Here is a 22,759-nt window from a genome sequence, read left to right on the forward strand (position 1 = left end):
TTAAAGAACTATGAAAACTACTCAGGCAATAACATTTTTTGCAATTGTTTTTACAATTTATGGTTTAATTAATTTTTACATCGCAAGAAGAATTATTTCAGTAATACCGGATAATTACAAAAATCTTTCAATTATAGTCTTAGTTTTTTTAATTCTTTCTTACATCTTCGGCCGAATACTTGAAAATTACTGGGTTTCTTATCTTAGTGATTTTTTAATATGGTGTGGTTCTTTCTGGATTGCTGTTATGTTTTATTCATTCCTATTCATAATTACAATTGATTTAATTAGAATAATAAATCATTTCTTGCATTTTCTTCCATCTTTTATAACAGAAAATCCTGTTAAAGTGAAAAAATTTTTAGCAGCATGTATTTCTATTCTAGTATTAATTCTAATTATGGGAGGATATTTTACTTCAAAAATTATAAATGTTCGTAAATATGAGTTATTCATAAATAAAAAAGCAGGCAACTTAAAATCACTTAATATTGTAATGGCATCAGATTTACATCTTGGAACAATTAATGGGAAAATGTTTGCATACAAAATTGTTGACAAAATTAACAAACTCAAACCTGATATAATTCTTTTGGCTGGAGATATAATTGATGAAGATATAAAGCCTGTCTTAAAAGACAATGTTGGAGAAGCACTATTTGAACTGAAAGCAAAATATGGAATTTTTGGAATAACTGGTAATCACGAATACATTGGAGGAGTAGAAGACGCTGTCAACTATTTGAATGCTCACAAAATACAGATGTTAAGAGATAGTTCAATTTTAATTGACAATACATTTTATATAGTAGGAAGAGAAGACCGTTCAATAAACAGATTTTCAGAAAAAAATAGAAAAGAATTAAGTGAATTAACAAAAGATTTAGACAAATCACTTCCAATTATTCTAATGGACCACCAACCATTTCATCTCGAAGAAGCAGAACAAAATGGGATTGATTTACAATTATCCGGGCATACACATAATGGACAACTCTGGCCCTTAAATTATATCATAAGAAAAATTTATGAATTGCCTTGGGGATACAAGCGAAAAGGAAACACACATTATTATGTTTCTTGTGGGGCGGGAGGCTGGGGTCCGCCAATAAGAATTGGCAGTCTACCTGAAATCGTAAACATTAAACTTCATTTTAACGAATAGCTGATAAACATTTATAATGCAGTTCTTGTAATTTCTTGTTCTTTATATTGAAGTTGATACAATTTGTAGTATATCCCGCGCTTTGTTAAAAGTTCTTGATGAGTTCCTATTTCTTTTAATTCACCTTTGTGCATTACTATTATTTTATCTGCGTTTTGAATTGTTGACAATCTGTGTGCTATAACAATCGAAGTTCTGCCGGCTAAAAGTTTTTCAATTGCATTTTGTATTAACTCTTCTGTTTCTGTATCAATACTCGAAGTTGCTTCATCAAGGATTAATATTTGTGGATTGAAAGCCAGTGCTCTTGCAAACGAAATCAATTGTCTTTGTCCAACACTTAATGTAGCTCCTTTTTCTTTTACTTCCTCATCATATCCATTAGAAAGCTTAGAAATAAAATCATGTGCTCCAACAATTTTAGCAGCTTGAATTATTTGTTCATCAGAAATTTCTTCTGAACCAAGCGATATATTTGATTTAATTGTTCCAGAAAATAAAAATACATCTTGCAAAACAACGGAAATGAATTTTCTCAGATTGCGTTTGTCAAGTTTACGAATATCAATTCCATCTATTGTAATACTTCCTTTCTGAATATCATAAAATCTTGTTAGAATATTTATGATGCTTGTCTTTCCTGCACCTGTAGCTCCTACAATTGCTACTGTTTCACCTGGATTAATTTTAAATGAAATATCTTTTAATACATATTCTTCAGGATTATATGCAAACCAGACATTTTTAAATTCAATCTCACCTTTAATACTATTCAAAATAATTGGATTTTCTGGATTCTTAACAAATGTTTGGTCATCAAGTAGTTTAAAAATTCTTTCGGAAGAAGCCATTGCAGTTTGAAGAATGTTATATTTTTCAGATAAATCTCTAACTGGTCTCCAGAACATTTCTGTATACTGAAGAAAAGCAAACAGAACACCAATTGTTAAATGTTTCTGAATTACTTCACCTCCGCCATACCAGATAATCAAACCAATTGTAATAGAACTTAACAATTCAACAAATGGGAAAAAAACAGCATAATAAAAAACTGATTTAATATTTGCATTTCTGTAGTCACTATTAATCAAAGAAAATTTTTTTAATTCATCATCTTCTTTAACAAAATTTTGAACTATATTTATTCCCGTAACATGTTCCTGCATGTAAGAATTTAATCTTGCAAGATGCAAACGAACATCTCGGTAAGTTTCTCTAACTTTCTTTCTAAATAAAAATGTTGCATAAAAAAGTATTGGAATAATAGATAAAGTAACCAGTGCTAAATCCCATGAAAGAGAGAACATGAAGACAAAAATCCAGACAATAACAAATATGTCGCTGAAAACTGCTACGATACCAGAAGAAAACATTTCATTAAGAGATTCAACATCATTGGTAACTCGTGTAACAATTCTTCCAATTGGAGTTTTGTCAAAAAATTTTAAAGCAAGTTTTTGAACATGCGAAAATATCTCTACACGCAAATCAAAGATAATCTTTTGTCCCATTAATTCTGTGTAGTAAGTAAGAAAGTACTGAACCAGTGCCTGAAAAAAGAGAGAAGCAAATAAAATTAAGCTTATCAGTATTAATCCGTTCCAATCCTTTGTTGAAATATAATTATCAACTGCTATCTTAGTTAAATATGGACGCAGCGGACCTAAAGCCGCCACAAGAATATTGAGAAGTATTGCAAGCACCACATATTTTTTATATGGTTTAACATACTTCAGCAGCCGCCTCATTAATTTTGAGTCGTATGCTTTACCTAATATTTCATCACCGTAATCTGATGCCATTAGACAACTTTGTAGTAACTTTTATTTTCAAAAAATGAGATTATGTTTTCATAAGTTGTTTGTAGAATTCTTTCGATAGCTTCGTGAGAGTCGAATGCCATGTGAGGTGTTATTATTACATTTTCTCTTCTTAACAATAAATTTCTTTTTAATAATGCTTCGATATTTTCTTTAGATACATTTTTGGTAAGCATTTGGTTTTCTTCTTTTAATAATTCCTCTCCTTCAAAAACATCCAATCCTGCCCCTCCAAATATTCCTTTATCAATTGCATAATAAAGTGCTGTCGGTTCTATAATTCCGCTACGAGCTGTATTAATAAACAATGCACCTTTTTTAACTTTATCAATGTTTTTCATATTAATCAAATGATGAGTACTATCATTATACGGGCAGTGAAGTGTAATAATATCAGACGAACCAAGTAGTTCATCCAAAGATACATACTTAAAATCCAGCAGTTCTTCGAGTATATGATTTTTTTTCACATCATATGCAACCACATTCATTCCAAAGCCTTTTGCAATTTTCATAACATGAACACCAATGCTTCCTGCTCCAATGACTCCAATTGTTTTTCCACGCAAATCAAATCCTCTTAATCCATCCAGTGAAAAATTACTTTGCTGTGAACGTATGTAAGCTTTATGCAAATTCCTTGATAATGCAAGTATTAATGCAAACGTATGCTCGGCTACAGTATTCTCACCATAATAAGGCACATTACATACAGAAATATTTTTCTTTTTTGCATATTCAATATCAATATGATTATAACCTGTACTTCTCGTAGCAATTAATTTGAGATTTTTTGCTTTATCAATTATAGATTTTTCTACTTTATCATAAATAAAAACTGACAGAACATCTATATCTTTAAGTACTGATGAATCTAATGATAATTCTTCCTTGAAAAAGAATAATTCATATTTACTTTTATCAAATTTTTTGTTCAGGTAATTTTTTTCTTTTGCAGGAATTGAAAAGAAAGCAATTTTTATTTTTTTCATACTTCTGCCTTTCATTAATTAATTTCTTTTAGTTCATCCTCGAGAAGTTGTTTGTAATAAAGTTCTGCATAGATACCACCTTTTGCTATTAGTTCATTATGAGTTCCTTCTTCTGCAATTTTCCCATTATCGAGAACAAAAATTTTATCAGAATCTTTCACAGTAGAAATTCTATGACTAATAATGATACTTGTTCTTTCTTTCATAAATTCTTTTAGTCTTTTAAGAATTTCTTCTTCTGTGTGTGTATCCACAGCAGAGAAAGAATCGTCAAGAATCAATATTTTAGGATTTATTGCCAGAGCTCTGGCAAGTGTAGCTCGTTGTTTTTGCCCGCCAGACAAAGTTATTCCTCTTTCGCCAAGAATTGTATCAAATCCATTAGGAAAATCTTTTACATCTTTTGTTAATTGAGCGATTTCAGAAACTTCAAAAATTAATTCCCTATCAAAACCATTTAATCCATAAGCAATATTATTTGCAAGAGTGTCAGAAAATAAAAATGTTTCTTGAGGAACATAACCAATATTTTTTCTTAGGACTTCGAGAGGAATTTCTTTTACATTATATCCATCAATTAAAACTTCTCCAGATGTAACATCGTACATTCTTGGAATTAAATTAACAAGTGTCGTTTTACCTGTTCCGGTTTTGCCAATAAACGCAACTGTTTCTCCCTGTTTAATTTTCAAACTGATGTTATCAAGTATTAAAGGCAGGTATTCATTATATCTAAAAGAAACATTTTTAAATTCAATTTCTCCTTTAATTGATTTTATGTTGTAATTAGTATTTGGACCATCAGAAATTTCGTGTGGTTCATTAAAGAATTTCATCAATCGCTTCATGCTTGCTTCTGCCTGTTGAATTATATTTGCAACAAATCCAAATGAAATCATTGGCCAAATTAACATTGATAAATAAGCAATAAAAGCAGCTATAACACCAAGCGATGTTTGATTATTCATTACCATTCTGCCACCAAAAAGAATAACGATAATTGCCGATAATCCAGCAATCATAAAAAATATTGGATGAAATAAAGCTTGGAGTCTTACTAAATCCATTTTTCTGTTTAAATATTCAAAACTGTGCTTTGTGTATTTTTTTATTTCATAATCTTCTCTAACATAAGATTTAATTACGCGGATTCCAGCAAAATTTTCCTGTGCAAGTGTAGTAAGCTCAGAAAATTTCTCCTGAATTTTAGTATATCGTTTATGAACTTTCTTCATAACTATATAGACAATAAAAGAAAGCAATGGAAGCGGCATCAAAGCATAAAGTGTAAGCAAAGGACTAAGTGATATCATAATTGAAATAATCATTACAAACAAAACACCATTATCAATAGAATACATAACCGCTGGCCCCACAAATGAACGAACTGCATTTATATCATTTGTGGCATGAGCCATAATATTTCCAGTGGAATTATTTTGAAAAAATCTTAAAGGAAGTTTTTGAATATGATTCCAGAAATCCTGTCTCAGGTCATATTCAATTTTTCGAGATACTACAATTATTGTTTCTCTTATCAAAAATTGAAATACCCCAGAAACAAAAGTAACTCCAACAATCAGCAATGCATAATTTATAATTACTTTGGTGCTAATATTCTCTTTTAAGGAATTTATTCCATCCTTAATCAAAATAGGAACATAAACAGAACCAATATTAGAAAGAATTATGAATAAAATTCCTAATAATAGTGTGTTCTTGTAACGGATGAAATATTTTTTCAGATATAAAAGATTTCTAAACAAGTTTCTGCAATTCCTTTCTGACTAAAACAAATAGAGTTAAAATAAAATTCAAAATTAGATTAATACTCAGATCTATCAATCAATAATTTCAAATCCAGTATACTTTTGTAAAACTTTTGGAACGATTACTTTCCCCTCCGGGGTTTGATAATTTTCGAGCAGAGAAACCATTAATCTGCTTGTTGCAAGTCCACTTCCATTTAAAGTGTGAACAAATTCAAGTTTCTTGGTTTCTTCTCTTCTGAATCTAATATTAGCACGACGTGCCTGAAAAGCTTCGAAGTTACTGCAGGAAGATGCCTCAAGCCATTTATTTTCTGCTGGCGACCAAGTTTCAATATCATAACATTTTGCAGCCGAAAAACTTAAATCTCCAGTGCACAATAATATCACTCGATAAGGAATTTTTAATACCTGTAAAATATCTTCTGCATCTTTTACTAAACTTTCAAGTTCATTGTATGAATCTTCTGGTTTAGCAAACTTTACCATTTCAACTTTATTAAATTGGTGAACTCTCAAAAATCCTTTTGATTCTTTTCCATATGAACCAGCTTCTCTTCTAAAACAGGGTGAATATCCAACATATTTTATTGTTAAATCTTTTTCTTGAAGAATTTCATCTCGATGAATATTTGTGATAGGTACTTCTGCCGTTGGAATTGGATAGAGTCCATCTTTTTCTATGAAATACATATCTTCTTCTAGTTTTGGTATTTGTCCTGTTCCTTTCATTGATTCGCGATTTACAAGAACAGGCGGGAATATTTCTTTATAACCGTGATACTGCAGATGATAATCAAGCATAAAATTAATTAAAGCTCTCTCAAGAGTAGCACCTTTACCTTTATAAAGTGGAAATCCTGAGCCTGATATTTTTGTGCCTCGTTCAAAATCAAGTATGTCAAGTTTTTTTCCAATTTCAATATGGTCAAGAACCTTAAAATCATATTCAAAAGAAAAACCTTCGGGTAACCATCGACGAACCTCAACATTATCTTCTGCTGTTTTTCCTACAGGCACAGAAGAATGAGCAAGATTTGGCGTCCAGCGCAAAATTTCTTCTAACTTTTCTTCTACTTCTTTTAATTGTTTATCAAGTTCTGAAATTTCATCTCCGACTTTTTTCATTTCTTCAAATATAGATGTTGTATCTTCTCCGCGTTTTTTCATTTGAGGAATTTGAGATGAAACTTTGTTTCGAAGTGCTTTCAGTTCATCTGTTTTTGCAATTAATGTTCTTCTTTTTTCATCCAGTTCAAGAATATCATTAACTACATCAGCAGAATTTTTATTTAATAATCCCTGCCTAACTAAATCAGGATTTTCACGAATGAATTTGATATCGAGCATAGTAATTTCCCTTAAAAGTTAAATTCAATTTCTATGGTATTTTTCTTTTTATTATAAAAAATAATATGAGTATTTATGTTATCAAGTAATTCTGGTTTGTTCTTATAAGTAATTGGTTTTATAGAGACGGGAGTGTTACCAACATATCCATCAATACCTTTAGCTTCATCTTCTTTATCAGCAATTTTATAATCAAGGGCTTTAATTAATGCCAATTTTTTTATAATTGCTTCTTGAAACCGCAAGCCAATAAATGTCTTTACTAAAACTAAATCACCAACCCATTTTCTTATAACTTCTATATCTATCTCCTCCATGATTATTTTAAATTTTTTAATCATCTCATAAATCTTATTAGCAGCATTTTCAATAGCCGAAAGATTTTTTTCTTGATACCATTCAAACCATTCATCAAAATTAATCCTTGGGAATTCTTTTATCAAATCACTTAATTTTCCAACAACTTTTGGTCTTGTCCCTTGTGCAAAGCGATTTGCCAAATTAATTATCGGAGATACATATTTTTGAAAATCTGTTTCCTGAATTTCCAATAATTGTTGAATTTCTTCATTTGAGATTTCGGGTTTCATTCAGTAATACTTGCTAATTTTTCAAATTTTTTTCTGTATTTATAATTAATTAACGTATCCACATCTACTAATTTATTTTTTATTAGATGTGCATTTATAAAAGTTTTATTTTTAAGAAAAAGATAGGCCAACAAATTATTTTCATCGTCATATTTAATCTCATCAAACTTAAGAAATACTGGATTTCCTTTGGTTATATTTTTAATGAACTCGATTGTTTTTTGTTCGTCTTTTAATTTTGGTTTTACACCTAATAACTTTATTAATTGACCAGAATTTAATCTTATTTTGTTTGGTGTTAATACTTCATTTACATAATAATATTTATTGTTGGAAACTTCATTACCTGTAATTTTTGAACCAAAAGTTAATTTCCTTGGGTCAATTTTTTTATCAAATTGAATCGGGTCCCTAAATAAATACGGCAGTGTATTTAAATTAAATTGAACCGGACCTTGTTCGATAAATTCAATTGAAAAATCTTTTTCAAAAAGTTGATGCTCTTTTACTTTTAATTTTTCTTCTATAATACTTTTATATTTTTTATTAATTTCATATCCAATTGAATTTCTTTGCAAATGGATTGCAGCTAAACTTGTTGTTCCACTACCACAGAAAGGGTCTAAAACAGTTTCTCCTACAAAACTAAACATTCTTATTAACCGTCTTGGTAATTCTTCTGGAAACATTGCTAAATGCCCATTTTGTCTTTCGCCCGAGAAGTTCCAGTGCCCGGAAAAATAATCATTCCATTCTTCTTGAGTAAGTTTTGATTTTTCTTTCTGTTCTTTTGTGGGCTTAGGAGGTTCCCCCAGTTTCTTGAAAATTAATATAAATTCATAATCAATTTTAATTATTCCATTTCTCGGGTAAGGATAAGAACCCATCACAGAGGCACCGCCTGTTGTGTTCGATGTTGTAACTTTTTGCCATATAATTGCACCCATGTAATCAAAACCAATAGTTTCACAGAATCGAATTATCTCCGTTCTAATAGGAATTACTTTATATCTTCCATAATAAACCGATCTTGCAAATTGATCTCCAATATTTATACATAATCTGCAACCTTTATGTAAAACACGATGACATTCTTGCCATACCAAATTCAAATTATTTATATAATCTTCATATGTATCATCAAAACCAATTTGGTCGGGATGTCCATAGTCTTTTAATTGCCAATAAGGTGGTGATGTAATTATCAAATGAACAGATTCATCTTCTACTTCTTTCATACATCGAGAATCGCCAAATATGATTTTGTGTTTTGTTTTATTCATAATAACTACATCTCTAAATTAAATCTGTTCATAATCATTCTTTTCAATTAATTTTTGTATATAATTTTCAATTACACTTATCAATTCCTTAGCATTTTTAATTTGAGTCATCACATGAGATTATGTAAAAATCATCATAATCTGATTGAATTCTTATATTGAATGCGGTGCTAACTATTTTTAAGTACTTTTTATCAATTTTACCTGTGCTAATATATTTTTGATTAAATAAATGAATTATACCGGAATGTTTTTTTGAATCAACTTTATCAAAAGCTAGCAATGCTCTAATTGCATGAAACATTGCGTAATAAGAACGATTAATTGATTGAAGGAGTAAATTTTCATCTAATAATTTTTCTGCTGCTTCTAAATCATTCTTTGCTTTCTCTACTCTATATATAGCAAGTTCTTTTAAGCTATGATTCATAAATAATTTGTCCTTCATTCAAAATATTTGAATAAAATGGAAGTATATCTTTATACTTCACAAAATATTCAGTATTTATAACAATTAACGTAATAATTATTCCATACTTAAGAGTAAGTTCGCTTACAATATCGCCTATTAAATTGTTATAAGAACTCATCTCAAATGTTGGTACATTTACAATAGCCGCGAAATCTATATCTGAATCTTCATCGTAATCACCCCTAACATATGACCCATATAAAAAAACTTTTTCTAGTTTTGCACCAAAAATTTCTTTAGCTGCTATTTCTACTTCTTTTTTTAATTCTTCAATATTTATCATAGTTTACTTTACCACAATATTATAAATCTTATTAGGCACATAAATTTCTTTTACAATCTGTTTACCGTTAACATATGATTTCACTTTTTCATCTTCATATACTCTAACTTTAACTTCTGATTCGGACAAATCTGCCGGCATTTCAATTTTTGCCCGCACTTTACCATTTATTTGAACAACAATTAATACATTTTCTTTAATCAGTGCTGCAGGATCAGCTTCGTACCAGAACGGATTTTCAAAAATAGATTTTTCTTTCCCTATTATATTCCAGCATTCTTCTCCAAGATGCGGTGCAAGCGGAGAAATCATCAATGCAAATCTTTCAAGTGCATAAGTCTGCAAATCTTTTCTGCATTCATTTAGATTTTTTAAATCATTTAACAATTCCATCATAGCAGCAACAGCTGTATTAAATCTGAAATTATCAATTTCTGAATCTATCTTAGTTAAGGTTTGATTTATTTTACGATAGATAATTTTTTCAGCTTCATTTAATTCCGAAATTTCATATTTATCTTTTGAAGGAAATTCTTTTGCAATTCCTTGATAAGAATTAAAGAGTGTATAAACTCTTTGAACAAATCTATCAACCCCAATAATTCCTTTATCACTCCAATCACCGCCCAATTCGTATGGTCCCATAAACATCAAATACATTCTGAAAACATCTGAGCCGAATTGTTCAATAAATGTATTCGGGTCAACAACATTTCCTTTTGATTTAGACATCTTAGCACCTTGATTTGTAATTGTGCCTTGATGAATTAATTTAAGAAATGGTTCATCACTATTTACAAGTCCAATATCACGTAAAAATTTATGAATGAATCTTGCATACAGCAGATGCATAGTTGCGTGTTCTGCCCCTCCAACATAAACATCAACAGGAGTCCATTTATTTGCCAAATCTACATCAAACATTCCATTTTCATATTTTGGATTAAGATAACGTAAATAATACCAGGATGAATCAACAAATGTATCCATAGTATCGGGGTCTCGTTTAGCAGGTTTACCACACTTTGGACATGTTGTGTTTATAAATTCTTCACAGCTTGCAAGCGGTGAACCACCTTCTGGTTTAAAATTTACTTTATACGGTAATACAACGGGTAATTGCTCTTCTGGTACAGAAACCTCACCGCATTTATCACAATGAACAATTGGAATTGGAGTTCCCCAATAACGTTGACGGGAAATTAACCAATCCCTCAATCTATAATTTATTGTTCTTTTTCCAACTCCCGCAGCTTCAAGGTCTTCTGAAATTTTTTGAATACCAACATCCGAGTTCAATCCATTATATTTACCAGAATTAATCATAATTCCAACATCTGTATAAGCAGCTGTAAGTTCATCTTCTTCTTTCGTTCCGGGTTGAAGAATTACTTTCTTAATTGGCAAATTAAATTTTTTTGCAAACTCAAAATCTCTTTCATCGTGACCTGGAACTGCCATAACACAGCCTGTACCATAAGTTGCCAATACATAATCAGCAATCCAGATTGGAACTCGTTCACCATTGACAGGATTAATTGCATAAGCACCCGTAGGCACACCTGTCTTTTCTTTTACTGTAGAAGTTCTCTCAACTTCGGTTAAAGATTTTATTGAATCAATATATTTTTCGACTCCTTCACGAAACTCTGGTTTTGTAATTTTCAGAACTAAATCATGTTCAGGAGCTAATACAACATAAGTTACACCAAATAATGTATCTGGTCTTGTTGTAAATACTTTTATTTTCTCATCGTGTCCTTCAATTTGAAAATCAATTTCAGTTCCATAACTTTTACCAATCCAGTTTATTTGCATTATTTTAGTTTTTTCTGGCCAATCTATTTTATTTAATCCATCAAGAAGTTCATCAGCATATTGAGTAATCTTGAAGAACCATTGAGTAAGATTTTTTTGAATTACAGTTGTTCCGCAGCGTTCACAGCCGCCATCATTTAAAACTTGTTCACGAGCTAAAACTGTTTGACAGGAAGGACACCAATTAACCGGTGCATTTTTTCTATAAGCCAATCCTCTTTTATACATTTGAAGGAAAAGCCACTGATTCCATTTATAATATTCAGGAACACATGTCATTAATTCTGCATCCCAATCATACATTCCGCCCATTCGATTCAACATTTTTCTAATATCCCTGATATTTTGCAATGTACTATCTTGTGGATGAATTCCTGTTTTAATTGCATAATTTTCTGCAGGTAAGCCAAATGCATCGTAACCCATTGGTTCGAACACATTAAAGCCTTTTAATTTTTTATAACGAGCAAAAGAATCTGTAGGTCCATAATTATACCAGTGCCCAATATGCATTTTTGCACCGGAAGGATAAATAAACATTACAAGCACATAAAGTTTTTTATCAATTTTTGATAAATCTGTTTTAAATACTTTTTTTTCTTCCCAGAATTTTTGCCACTTTAATTCGATTTCTTCAAATGGGTATTTCATAGCTCACACAAATTTGTTTGAAATTAATTAGAAACTTATCAAAAACGAAAGGGTTTATCAAGAAAACTGCTTGGTTATTATGAAATAACTTATTTTATAATCTTGATTTTAATTCAGCCCATTCATCTTACTTCATCAATATCATCTTCTTCACAAAAAAATTACCTTCAGTTTGAAGTGTATAGAAATATACACCGCTTGAAAGTTTTGATGCATTAAATTCCACTTTATAATTTCCTGGTTCTTTTACTTCATCTACCAATGTTTGAATTTCTCTTCCTAAAGCATCATAAACTTTCAGAATTGCTCTGCTTGATTTTGATATTTGATAATTAATAATTGTAAAAGAATTAAATGGATTGGGATAATTTTGATATAATGCAAACTCTTTTGGAGCAGGTTCTTCATTTGAAACATCTGAAATTAAAGAAATATATTTTTCTCTGCTAAGTCGAATAGCATTTCTAAGTTCGTTCAAATTTTCACCTGCAGCAAGAACAAATGCAACTGGCAAAGTTTCACCTGCCGAAATATTAAATGGTCCCCCTGAAATTGTAAACGAAACATCTGCCGGACCTGCACCTTTGTTTACAATTCCACTTGAAAGCGAAATCCATTTATCTTTCTTAGTAAATCCTCCTGATTCTATGTCAAACAAAGTAACTTCATTATAAATTGGATAGAATCCATATTTATCAGAAGAAATTAGTGCTGCTGCAGCATAATTGCTGCTTAAATTTTTATCAACACAATAAGCATAACCAAAATTTTCAATATAATCATACACAACAGAATCTTTTGTTGCATCGTCTGGCGGAATATCCCAATCAAAGAAAAAGCCTGCATACAATCCATTAATTTCCTGCGTTGTTGTATTTTTCAAATTCATCACTAAAATTATAAAATTATCATACGGCTGTTGATTGAATGAATATGATTTAAGCTGTGTTTCTATTCCCAATCTTCCTTGACCAAAATTATAATCATCAAATACAGCTGTTCCAATTTCATCACCATTAGTTTTAACAATTTTAAATTGTTCAATAATTCTAAAATCATTTCTTTGAACAAAGGTTTCTCTTGCAGCATCCATTACTGTTGTTTCAGATGTGCCATACATAAAAGCTCCTTCGAACATCAGATTTTCTTCTCTATATTTAAATCCAATTCCTTCCTGATTATCTGGATAATCATTAAATCCAAGAGTTCCTTTGCTTGTAATCGTCATTGAAATTTTATTTGCCGTATGACTATCATAAGTTGGATTAATTCTTGCAGAGAACCATTGAAAGTCTGAATAATTATTCCCTGAAAATTTCAGCATAAAATTAACGGTGTGATTATATGGGACATTGTCCAGAACTATGAACGAGAATGCATCGGTAGTGACAGTCTCAAGAGTATTTAATTGATTAATTGAAAATCTGGAATTAATTAATTGAATTGATGGGTCATCACAGATTAAATCTACATTGACATTAGAAGCTAAATCAAGGAAGTTCTGGAATGTAATATTAATAAAAACTTGTTCACCTTTTTCGAGCAAACCATTTTCATTTCCCTTATCGAGATATTTAATATCTACTGCCCGTACGGAAATTAAATTTGTATCTTTAACAGCTTTAAAAGCATTAATTCTACCGCGACCCAAAAGATATTTTAAAGAGTCATCATTTGCTGCATAAATATCATCACAGGTCATTCTAATTTTTTCTGCTGCTTGAAGCGGGGTATAATCTGGATATCGAGAAAACACTAATGCAGCTAAACCTGCAACATGGGGTGCAGACATAGATGAACCACTAATTTGTTTATACATTTGTCCTGATATTGTAGGCCAGGTTGATATAATTGAAGTGCCGGGTGCAAAAACATCAATATAATTACCATAATTACTTCCAGATGTTTTGTTGTAGTAAGCTCTATGAATTCCATCTGAATCAAGCCAGCCGACCGAAAGAACGCCATTATAACTTGCTGGATAAAATGGCTCTTTTTTGTTTTCATTGCCTGCAGAAGCTACTATAAGTGCGCCTTTTGAAATCGCATAATCAATTATTTCCTGTTCATATCTTGAATATCCATAACCACCCCAGCTGCAATTAATCACTTTAGCTCCATTATCAGCTGCATATTTTATTCCTTCAAAACCATAATAAATATATGGGATATTATTATTATTTCTTTTATCCCCTCTTGATGCTTTCACTGGCATTATTGAGCAATTATACCCAATAGAAGCAATTCCAATTTTATTATTTGTAACTGCTGCTGCAATTCCTGCTACATGTGTGCCATGATAACCAACTCCAAATCCAAATGGTGCTTGGTCTTCGGATGGGTCGTTGTCAGGCGTTCCATTCAATCCTCCAAAATCATATCCAAGTATATTCCCATTACTATCTCGATAAACATTTCCACTTATATCTGAATGTCTCCAGTCAACTCCTATATCAACAATTGCAATAATAATTGTTGAATCACCTTTTGTAATGTCCCACGCTTTAGTAGCAGAAATTTGTGAAAGATTAATTTGTGTTCCACTAAGATAAATTGAGTCGTTCGGCATATAAGTTATCTGTCTTACAAATTTGGGTTCAGCCCATTCAATTTCCTTCATGCTTGAAATTTTTTTCGATACAATCAACGGGTCGTTTCCTGATTTAAGTTTTACGTTATAAATCCTATCTAATTTATCTTCACCTTTCTTTAATGCATTCTGAAACTCAGAAAAAACCGGTTTTATTTCTTGAACAGTTTCACCCTTTAATACAGAATTTATTCTTTTTTTAATCTCTATAGGATTAGCATAATTATCTTTTACTTTTATTATTACAGTATTTGAAAGATATATCAGATTACCTTTTTCAATTACAGATTCTTGAGAAAAAATCAGCATTGTGTGAAATAATATCAAAGTAAATATGATTTTTATCTTCATAAAACTCTCATACTCTTATGTAATAAACTTTTTATGATTACTTCATCTCTATTGTATTGTCTTTTATGTTGACATCTGGAATTTGATTGTTGCCAAGCTGAATTTTCTTAATTTTCTTTTTTGAGTTAAAATTAATTTTCTTTTCGTAATTACCATCTTTCCATATATCTGCTTTTGATTCATAAATTATTTGTTCTGTATTATCATCATAAACAGCATTTATTTTTACCGGAAGCGGCAAACCACCTTTATTAAAAATTACAATTTCTACTTTATTATCTTTTTGATGTGCTAATTTTATGGATAAATCTGGATACTTTGTATCAAAGAACCACGCTTTCCAGAACCAATCTAAATTTTGTTTAGAAACTTCATTAAAAGTAAAAAAGAAGTCATAAGGAACAGGATGTTTACCATTCCATCTTTTAATATACTCATGCAAAGATTTTTTGAACAAATCATCACCAAGTAAATTCCTTAAAAACTCATAAGCTGCTGCTGGTCTTCTGTATGAAGCATTTCTGTAAGAAGGTCCTCTCATTTGATACGAAGTAATCATTGGAGGCAAATCTTTATCTGTTCCGCCAACCTCGGAATAACCCTGTGCATTGCGTGTTCGCGGGTCATATCCTTCTGCTTGTTCTGTTTGAAAATCAAAAGGCAGCATAGTTGCCCAGCCTTCATCCATCCATGCATATTTTTTCTCGTTAATACCCATAAAAAATGGGAAATATGTATGTGCGATTTCATGAGAAGTCAAGTGAATAGTACCTTGAATTTCCGGAACAGATGAATTATTACACATCATTGGAAATTCCATACCACCCTGACCATTGAAGACAGTCATTACTGGATAAGGATATGGATACCCTGGTAGATGAGTGGAAAAACTTTCAATTGATTTTCTTGCAATTTCTGCTACCTGATAAAAATCTTTTGAATTAGGATTATATGCGGCTGAAATAAAAGCTCTTCTTCCTGTTTGTTTATCTACTACCAGACTTGATGCGTCCCACAAATAATGATTACTTAGAGCAAATGCAAAATCGGGTACATATTCCGCTTTGAATTTGTAAGTTAACTTTTCTTTGTTCAATGTTATTAAACCTGAGTAATCACTTTCTTCAATTATTCTTACAATTTCGTCTGAAGATAATGCTTTCTTATATTTCTCTAAAATTTTTTCTGAAAAAACTTCTTCTGGATTTTGTAATACTCCTGTTGCCCAGATGACAAAATTTTTAGGAACTGTAATTTCAACTTCATAATTTCCAAAATCATTATATGTTTCTGTATTGCCTGTGTAACTTATAACATCCCAACCATCAATGTCATCATATACTGCAATTTGCGGAAACCAATAAGCAACAAACATAGAAGTGCTGTCATACGCACCCATTCTTATTTGAGATTTATCAGGAATTTTACATGACCAGTAAAATTCAATTTCAGATTTTTCTTTTGGCAGTATTGGCTTGGATAGTGGGATAAAAAGATTTGTTCCATCTCGATAAGGTGAATCCTTCTTATTATCAAATTTTATTTCATTGTTGTTATAGACTATTTTATGTAATTCAACTCCTTCATTTACAGCATCAGGAGAAATTTGAAAATCACGCATATTGCCTTTTCGATAAATATCCATCAAAAGTTTTACTACTATTCTTTTTAGTGTATCGGGACTATTGTTATAATAAACAATTTTCTCTTCTCCAATAATTTTTCTTTCATATGGAAAGACTTCTGCTTTAATTTTATAGTCAGCTCTGTTCTGCCAATAATTTTTTCCTGGAGTTCCATCATAAGAACGAGTTTCTTTTTCATACGCTTTTTGAAAATTAACAGGAATAAAAAGAGAGGTTTTTTGTGCTAATGCTACTGCTGGTAATAAAAAAATTAGAATGAGCTTTAAAAGATATGTTTTCATTTTAATTCTCTTTTGTTATAAAACAAAGTAAAAATAAATGAAAAGATGTCTTATTACAAATGAAGATTTATTTACTGTGCTTTTGATTTGTTTTGCTGGTGTTGATTTCGTTTCAAAAATTTTTTCACTTATTAAAAAGATAAGAGGCTACCTCATGAGTTCTGTTTTTCGCGTAATTACATCTCTATATCTTCAACTTTTGAGATAACCTCTTTTAATATTATTCTTCATCTCCATTACTTTCTGGGATAACTCTTGCAATATCTGCTATTTCATCATCTTCATTTAATTTAATTAATCTTACACCTTGAGTATTTCTTCCCATAATTCTAATATCGCTCACTGCTTGACGAATTACCATTCCTTTTGTTGTTATGATTACAAGTTCATCTCCATCATTTACTTCTTTCATTGCAATCAATTTACCATTTTTCTCTGATGTCTTTACTGTAATAACACCCTTGCCGCCGCGTTTTGTTAGTCTGTATTCTTCTATTTCAGAACGTTTGCCAAATCCTTTTTCAGTAACAACAAGCAATGTTGATGCATTTCTAACCACAATCATTCCTATTACAGCATCGTTCTTGCCTAATTTAATTCCACGAACACCAGTTGCAGTTCTTCCCATATCTCTTACATCTTTCTCATTAAATCTAATCGCCATACCATTCCTTGTTCCAATGATAATGTCATTATTTCCATCGCTAAGTTTAGCTTCAATTAATCTATCTCCGGGGACAAGATTTATTGCATTAATTCCACCTCTTCGAATATTTGAGTAAGCAGAGAGAACTGTTTTTTTGATCGTTCCTTTTTCAGTAACCATTACAACATATTTGTCATCAGAAAATTCTTTAACTGTTACAAATGCTGTAATTTTTTCGTCTTTCTCTTTTTCAATTAAATTTAGAATTGACCTTCCTTTAGCAGCTCTTCCGCCTTCGGGAACCTCATGAACTTTTAACCAATAGCATTTTCCTTTGTCTGTAAAGAACATAATATAATGATGGGTTGAAGCTACGAACATATGTTCAATGAAATCTTCATCTTTAGTTCCTGCACCTGTTATGCCTTTACCTCCTCTTGCTTGTCGTCTGTATCCGCTTACAGGAAATCTTTTAATAAATCCTTGATGTGAAATTGTTACAACAACATCTTCTTCGGCTATAATGTCTTCGAGTGAAAATTCTTTGAAGTCATAAATAATTTCGGTTCTTCTTTCGTCGCCATATTTTTCTTTTAATTCAAGAAGTTCTTCTTTTATAATTTGTTTTCTTTTCTTTTCACTTTCGAGTATGCCTTTCAATTTTTCAATCAATTTAATTGTTTCTTTGTATTCATCTTCGATTTTCTTTCTCTCCAAACCAGTCAGTCTTTGCAATCTCATATCAAGAATTGCCTTGGCCTGAATTTCAGAGAGTTTAAATTTACGCATCAAGTTATGTTTAGCAGTTTCTACATCTCTGGATTTTTTTATTGTTTCAATTACTGCATCAATATTATCAAGTGCTATTATATAACCTTCCAGAATATGTGCGCGTCTTTCTGCAGCATCGAGGTCGAACTTTGTTCTTCTAATAAGAACATTCATTCGATGGTCAAGGAAATGCTGCATCATTTGTTGAAGTGTTAATACTTTCGGCACTCCATTAACAAGAGCAAGCATTATAACACCGAAAGTAACCTGCATCTGAGTATGCTTGAAAAGTTGATTTAATGTTACTGCTGGCTGTCCATCACGCTTCATTTCAATTACAATTCGCAGCCCATCTCTATCAGATTCATCACGAATATTTGCAATTCCATCAATTTTCTGCTCTCGTACCAGTTCTGCAATTTTTTCAATTAGTGCCGCTTTATTTACCTGATAAGGGATTTCTGTTATAACAATATTTTCTCTGTCGTTCTTAAGTGTTTCAATATTTGCTTTGGCTCGTAGAATAATTCTTCCTCTTCCTGTCAGATACGCTTCTCGAACTCCTTCATAACCATATATAATCCCTCCTGTAGGAAAATCTGGAGCTTTAATGTATTTCATCAAATCTTCAGGCTTCATTTTTGGATTATCAATAAGTGCAACAAGCCCATCAACGACTTCATTCAAATTATGTGGAGGAATGTTTGTTGCCATTCCGACCGCAATTCCACTTGAACCATTGACAAGCAAATTAGGAAGATAAGAGGGAAGAACCGATGGTTCTTGAAGAGTATCATCAAAATTTGGAACGAAGTCTACAGTGTTTTTATCTAAATCACGAAGCATTTCATCGGCAATTTTAGCAAGTCTTGCCTCTGTATAACGCATTGCTGCTGGACTATCACCATCGATTGAACCAAAATTTCCCTGTCCATCAACTAAAGGATAACGTAATGAAAAATCCTGAACCATTCTAACCATTGTATCATAAACTGCACTATCACCATGAGGGTGATATTTACCAAGGACTTCACCCACAATACGTGCAGATTTTTTATATGGCTTATTATATGCTAATCCTAATTCGTGCATTCCAAAAAGCACTCTTCGATGAACGGGTTTTAATCCATCTCTTACATCCGGCAATGCTCTGGCTACAATTACACTCATTGCATAATCGATGTAAGAAGATTTCATTTCTTCTTCGAGAGAGACTGGAATAATCTTTTCAAATATTGTTGTCATATGGTTTCTTTTATTTCCTTAATTTATTTCTAAAACTTTTTTACATCAGTATGGTTGCTATTCCAAGATAAAAAGTAATCGTAAAAATATCCGTTATTGCAAGTGTAATTGGTCCTGCAGAAATTTTTGGGTCCAGACTTTTTTTATGAAGAAATGATGGAATTGTAATTCCCCAGAAAGCAGCAATTATTTGAATTACCAAAATACTTAGACCAATTACTACTGCAGCAAGCAAATCCTGTTTCCATAGAATTATAATTAAAGAAACTATTGTTCCGCAGGTAAGTGCAAGTAAAAATGCCGTTCTTAATTCCTTCCACAAAATTCTAAAATACCATTTAATCGTTGGCTTTACTGAATGAAGAGCCTGTACTGTAAGCGTCATAGATTGAATGCTTGTGCTTTCTGCAAGTCCTAGAATCAATGTAAGAAAAAAAGCAATAATTAAACTTTCTTCTATAGTTGTTTCAAACATTCCAGCTAAAAAAGCACAAATAGTACCACTTGTTACCGTGGCAAGCAACCAAGGAAATCTAATTCTCCAAGCTTTAATAGGTGAAGCATTTTTAATCTCATTAATATTAACACCAATTGTTTCAAAGATATCATTAATTCTCCGGCGTTCTTCAATATCTGGTTCGCTGCTCAAAAACTCTTCTGTGAAAATATTAATATCAATAATTCCTACTAATTTTCTTTGTTCATCAACTATCGGAAATGCAAGAAATTTATAAGTTACAAAAAATTCACAGGCATCATAAACTGTAGCAGTCGATGGAAGTGCAGCAACTCTTTGAACCATAATTTGTTCTAATTTTGTATCCGGTTGTGCAGTTAATAATCTCCTTGTTGGTAAAACTCCAACTAATTTATCTTCATCATCAATGGCATAGAAATAAACTATTCTTTCTCCAACTCCTTCGTTTCTTATTTTTTGAAGTGCTTCTTCCACCGATAAATTTTTATTTAACACTGTAAAATCTTTACGGGCAAATTCAATAATTGGTTTATCGTATGTTGGCTTTACATTCATACTTTATCAAATATCAAGGTTAGCATACTTTGCATGTTTTTCTATAAATTGTCTTCTTGGTTCAACCTCGTCTCCCATTAAGGTTTCAAAAATTTTATCTGCTGCTGCTGCGCTTTCCAGATTAACCTGAAGAATGGTTCTTGTTTCCGGATTCATTGTTGTTTGCCAGAGCTGTTCCGGGTTCATTTCACCAAGACCTTTATAACGGGATATAACAATATGTTTTGATGTGGTTGTTTCTTCTGTTCCTTCTTCTGCTTCTACAACTTCCGCATTTTCTTTTTTCACTTTTCCATCTGCTTTAAGTCGTTTTAAGATTTTATCTCTTTCTTCATCGTCATAAGCATAATATTCATCTTTTCCTTTTTTAATTTTATAAAGCGGCGGCTGAGCGATATAAACTCTTCCTTCGGTAATCAGCTCTTTCATGTGTCTGTAAAAGAAAGTAAGAAGTAATGTTCTAATATGGCTTCCGTCTACATCTGCATCTGTCATTAGAATTATTTTTCCATATCGTGCTTTTGATGGGTCAAAATCTTCTCCTATTCCTGCGCCAATTGCAGAAACTATAGCCTGAATTTCTGGATTTTCCAGAATCTTATTAATCTTAGCTTTTTCTACATTTATAATTTTTCCTTTTATTGGAAGAATTGCCTGAAATCTTCTATCCCTTCCTTGTTTTGCAGAACCACCAGCAGAGTCTCCCTCAACAATATAAATTTCACAATGTTCTGGGTCTGTAATTGAACAATCTGCTAATTTGCCGGGCAAGTGTAAAGAGTCAAGAGCATTTTTTCTTCTTACAAGTTCACGTGCTTTTCTTGCTGCCTCTCTTGCTTCGGCTGCACGCAAACATTTTTCAATAATTTTTCTTGCTACAGATGGATTTTCTTCAAGATATTCAGAAAGTTTTTCACCTACGATTGATTCTACAATTGATTTAACTTCACTATTGCCAAGTTTCGTTTTTGTTTGTCCTTCAAATTGCGGTTCCATTACTTTAACAGAAATTACGGCTGTAAGTCCTTCCTTAAAATCATCTCCTGTTAAAGTTATTTTACTGTTTTCCTTTATTAATCCATTTTTATAAGCGTAATTATTGAAAGTTCTTGTAAGAGCTGTTCTAAAGCCAATTAAGTGTGTTCCTCCTTCAATTGTATTTATATTATTGACATACGAGTGAACATTTTCTGAATAAGAATTATTATATTCAAAAGCCACTTCTACTGGAGTTCCATCTTTTTCACCTTCGATATAAATTGGCTTATGAATTGGCTCTCTCTGTTCATCAAGATATTTAACAAAATCAATCAGTCCACCTTTAAATCTGTAAGTTTCTTCTAATCCTTCTGCTTCGTCTTTTAAAATCATGGTAACATCTTTATTCAAGTAAGCAAGTTCACGCATTCTTTCGGCTACAGTATCAAAATTGAATTTAACTGTTTTGAAAATTTCTTTATCGGGTTTGAATGTAATTTTTGTTCCTGTTTGGTCTGCCTTACAAGTGCCTATCTCTTTTACAGGGGCTTTTGGAATTCCACGACGATATTCTTGAAAATAAATTTTCCCATCTCTTCTAACCTCAACTTTTAGCCATTCTGATAAAGCATTAACAACAGACACACCTACGCCATGTAATCCACCCGATACTTTATATGAACTTTTATCAAATTTTCCTCCTGCATGAAGTACTGTCATTACAACTTCAAGTGCAGATTTTTTTTCTTCTGGATGAATATCAACTGGAATACCTCTTCCTTTGTCTTCTACTGTTACACTTTGGTCTTTGTGTATTATTACAATTACTCTATCATTAAATCCTGCAAGTGCCTCATCTATACTATTATCCACAACTTCATTTATTAAATGATGAAGACCTCTTGAACCAACATCGCCTATATACATTGCCGGTCTTTTTCTAACTGCTTCAAGTCCTTTTAGAACATTAATACTTTTAGCAGTATATTCTGCTGTTGGTGTTGTTTTTTCTTTAGTCATAATTT

General features: G+C 31.4%; 15 protein-coding genes. 1 reads left to right on the plus strand and 14 read right to left on the minus strand.

Annotation, left to right across the window (positions count from 1 at the left end):
• Nucleotides 1-10: 10 nt before the first annotated feature.
• Nucleotides 11-1,165 (plus strand): metallophosphoesterase, encoded by a 1,155-nt coding sequence (locus VJY32_RS06095; protein ID WP_353677010.1) that lies wholly within the window; start codon nucleotides 11-13, stop codon nucleotides 1,163-1,165.
• A gap of 11 nt (nucleotides 1,166-1,176) precedes the next feature.
• On the opposite strand, the gene VJY32_RS06100 is transcribed toward VJY32_RS06095, so the two are convergent.
• The 14 genes from VJY32_RS06100 to gyrB form a co-directional block, all read right to left on the minus strand.
• Complete coding sequence (locus VJY32_RS06100; protein ID WP_353677011.1) at nucleotides 1,177-2,967, minus strand: ABC transporter ATP-binding protein; 1,791 nt, start codon at nucleotides 2,965-2,967, stop codon at nucleotides 1,177-1,179.
• Nucleotides 2,967-3,977: an NAD(P)-dependent oxidoreductase gene (locus VJY32_RS06105; RefSeq protein WP_353677012.1), complete on the minus strand. Its 1,011-nt coding sequence runs from the start codon at nucleotides 3,975-3,977 to the stop codon at nucleotides 2,967-2,969. Before VJY32_RS06105 ends, VJY32_RS06100 begins: the two co-directional genes overlap by 1 nt.
• A gap of 14 nt (nucleotides 3,978-3,991) precedes the next feature.
• The gene (locus VJY32_RS06110; protein WP_353677013.1) at nucleotides 3,992-5,743 is read right to left on the minus strand and encodes an ABC transporter ATP-binding protein; all 1,752 of its coding nucleotides are present in this window, start codon (nucleotides 5,741-5,743) and stop codon (nucleotides 3,992-3,994) included.
• Nucleotides 5,744-5,818: 75 nt separating this feature from the next.
• Nucleotides 5,819-7,096, minus strand: a complete 1,278-nt coding sequence (serS, locus tag VJY32_RS06115) for a serine--tRNA ligase (protein WP_353677014.1) — start codon at nucleotides 7,094-7,096, stop codon at nucleotides 5,819-5,821.
• Between the two features lie 11 nt (nucleotides 7,097-7,107).
• On the minus strand, nucleotides 7,108-7,686 hold the full coding sequence (locus VJY32_RS06120; protein WP_353677015.1) for an MjaI family restriction endonuclease: 579 nt from the start codon (nucleotides 7,684-7,686) through the stop codon (nucleotides 7,108-7,110).
• Complete coding sequence (locus VJY32_RS06125; protein ID WP_353677016.1) at nucleotides 7,683-8,969, minus strand: DNA-methyltransferase; 1,287 nt, start codon at nucleotides 8,967-8,969, stop codon at nucleotides 7,683-7,685. The genes VJY32_RS06120 and VJY32_RS06125 overlap by 4 nt, the downstream gene beginning before the upstream one ends.
• Nucleotides 8,970-9,066: 97 nt before the next feature.
• Nucleotides 9,067-9,399 carry a HEPN domain-containing protein gene (locus VJY32_RS06130; RefSeq protein ID WP_353677017.1) on the minus strand — a complete coding sequence of 111 codons (333 nt, stop codon included), beginning with the start codon at nucleotides 9,397-9,399 and terminating at the stop codon, nucleotides 9,067-9,069.
• Nucleotides 9,389-9,724 (minus strand): nucleotidyltransferase domain-containing protein, encoded by a 336-nt coding sequence (locus VJY32_RS06135; protein ID WP_353677018.1) that lies wholly within the window; start codon nucleotides 9,722-9,724, stop codon nucleotides 9,389-9,391. The genes VJY32_RS06130 and VJY32_RS06135 overlap by 11 nt, the downstream gene beginning before the upstream one ends.
• Before the next feature lie 3 nt (nucleotides 9,725-9,727).
• The gene (gene leuS / locus VJY32_RS06140) at nucleotides 9,728-12,193 is read right to left on the minus strand and encodes a leucine--tRNA ligase (RefSeq protein WP_353677019.1); all 2,466 of its coding nucleotides are present in this window, start codon (nucleotides 12,191-12,193) and stop codon (nucleotides 9,728-9,730) included.
• A gap of 127 nt (nucleotides 12,194-12,320) precedes the next feature.
• A complete protein-coding gene (locus tag VJY32_RS06145; protein ID WP_353677020.1) occupies nucleotides 12,321-15,134 on the minus strand; it encodes a S8/S53 family peptidase in 2,814 nt (937 codons plus the stop codon).
• 37 nt (nucleotides 15,135-15,171) lie between these two features.
• On the minus strand, nucleotides 15,172-17,061 hold the full coding sequence (locus VJY32_RS06150) for a M1 family metallopeptidase (RefSeq protein WP_353677021.1): 1,890 nt from the start codon (nucleotides 17,059-17,061) through the stop codon (nucleotides 15,172-15,174).
• A gap of 220 nt (nucleotides 17,062-17,281) precedes the next feature.
• Complete coding sequence (gene gyrA, locus VJY32_RS06155; RefSeq protein ID WP_353677022.1) at nucleotides 17,282-19,723, minus strand: DNA gyrase subunit A; 2,442 nt, start codon at nucleotides 19,721-19,723, stop codon at nucleotides 17,282-17,284.
• Between the two features lie 40 nt (nucleotides 19,724-19,763).
• Nucleotides 19,764-20,756, minus strand: coding sequence for a magnesium transporter (locus VJY32_RS06160; RefSeq protein ID WP_353677023.1), 993 nt, complete (start codon nucleotides 20,754-20,756; stop codon nucleotides 19,764-19,766).
• Nucleotides 20,757-20,762: 6 nt separating this feature from the next.
• The gene (gene gyrB, locus VJY32_RS06165) at nucleotides 20,763-22,754 is read right to left on the minus strand and encodes a DNA topoisomerase (ATP-hydrolyzing) subunit B (protein ID WP_353677024.1); all 1,992 of its coding nucleotides are present in this window, start codon (nucleotides 22,752-22,754) and stop codon (nucleotides 20,763-20,765) included.
• Nucleotides 22,755-22,759 lie beyond the last annotated feature (5 nt).

Origin of the sequence: Rosettibacter primus, assembly GCF_036860675.1 — a bacterium.
Classification (GTDB): Bacteria; Bacteroidota; Ignavibacteria; order Ignavibacteriales; family Melioribacteraceae; genus Rosettibacter; species Rosettibacter primus.

Bases quoted from the DNA above. Each gene is read 5' to 3' on its own strand.
- VJY32_RS06095 (WP_353677010.1), top strand. From the start codon at position 11: ATGAAAACTACTCAGGCAATAACATTTTTTGCAATTGTTTTTACAATT.
- VJY32_RS06100 (WP_353677011.1), bottom strand. From the start codon at position 2,967: ATGGCATCAGATTACGGTGATGAAATATTAGGTAAAGCATACGACTCA.
- VJY32_RS06105 (WP_353677012.1), bottom strand. From the start codon at position 3,977: ATGAAAAAAATAAAAATTGCTTTCTTTTCAATTCCTGCAAAAGAAAAA.
- serS (WP_353677014.1), bottom strand. From the start codon at position 7,096: ATGCTCGATATCAAATTCATTCGTGAAAATCCTGATTTAGTTAGGCAG.
- VJY32_RS06120 (WP_353677015.1), bottom strand. From the start codon at position 7,686: ATGAAACCCGAAATCTCAAATGAAGAAATTCAACAATTATTGGAAATT.
- VJY32_RS06125 (WP_353677016.1), bottom strand. From the start codon at position 8,969: ATGAATAAAACAAAACACAAAATCATATTTGGCGATTCTCGATGTATG.
- VJY32_RS06130 (WP_353677017.1), bottom strand. From the start codon at position 9,399: ATGAATCATAGCTTAAAAGAACTTGCTATATATAGAGTAGAGAAAGCA.
- VJY32_RS06135 (WP_353677018.1), bottom strand. From the start codon at position 9,724: ATGATAAATATTGAAGAATTAAAAAAAGAAGTAGAAATAGCAGCTAAA.
- leuS (WP_353677019.1), bottom strand. From the start codon at position 12,193: ATGAAATACCCATTTGAAGAAATCGAATTAAAGTGGCAAAAATTCTGG.
- VJY32_RS06145 (WP_353677020.1), bottom strand. From the start codon at position 15,134: ATGAAGATAAAAATCATATTTACTTTGATATTATTTCACACAATGCTG.
- VJY32_RS06150 (WP_353677021.1), bottom strand. From the start codon at position 17,061: ATGAAAACATATCTTTTAAAGCTCATTCTAATTTTTTTATTACCAGCA.
- gyrA (WP_353677022.1), bottom strand. From the start codon at position 19,723: ATGACAACAATATTTGAAAAGATTATTCCAGTCTCTCTCGAAGAAGAA.
- VJY32_RS06160 (WP_353677023.1), bottom strand. From the start codon at position 20,756: ATGAATGTAAAGCCAACATACGATAAACCAATTATTGAATTTGCCCGT.
- gyrB (WP_353677024.1), bottom strand. From the start codon at position 22,754: ATGACTAAAGAAAAAACAACACCAACAGCAGAATATACTGCTAAAAGT.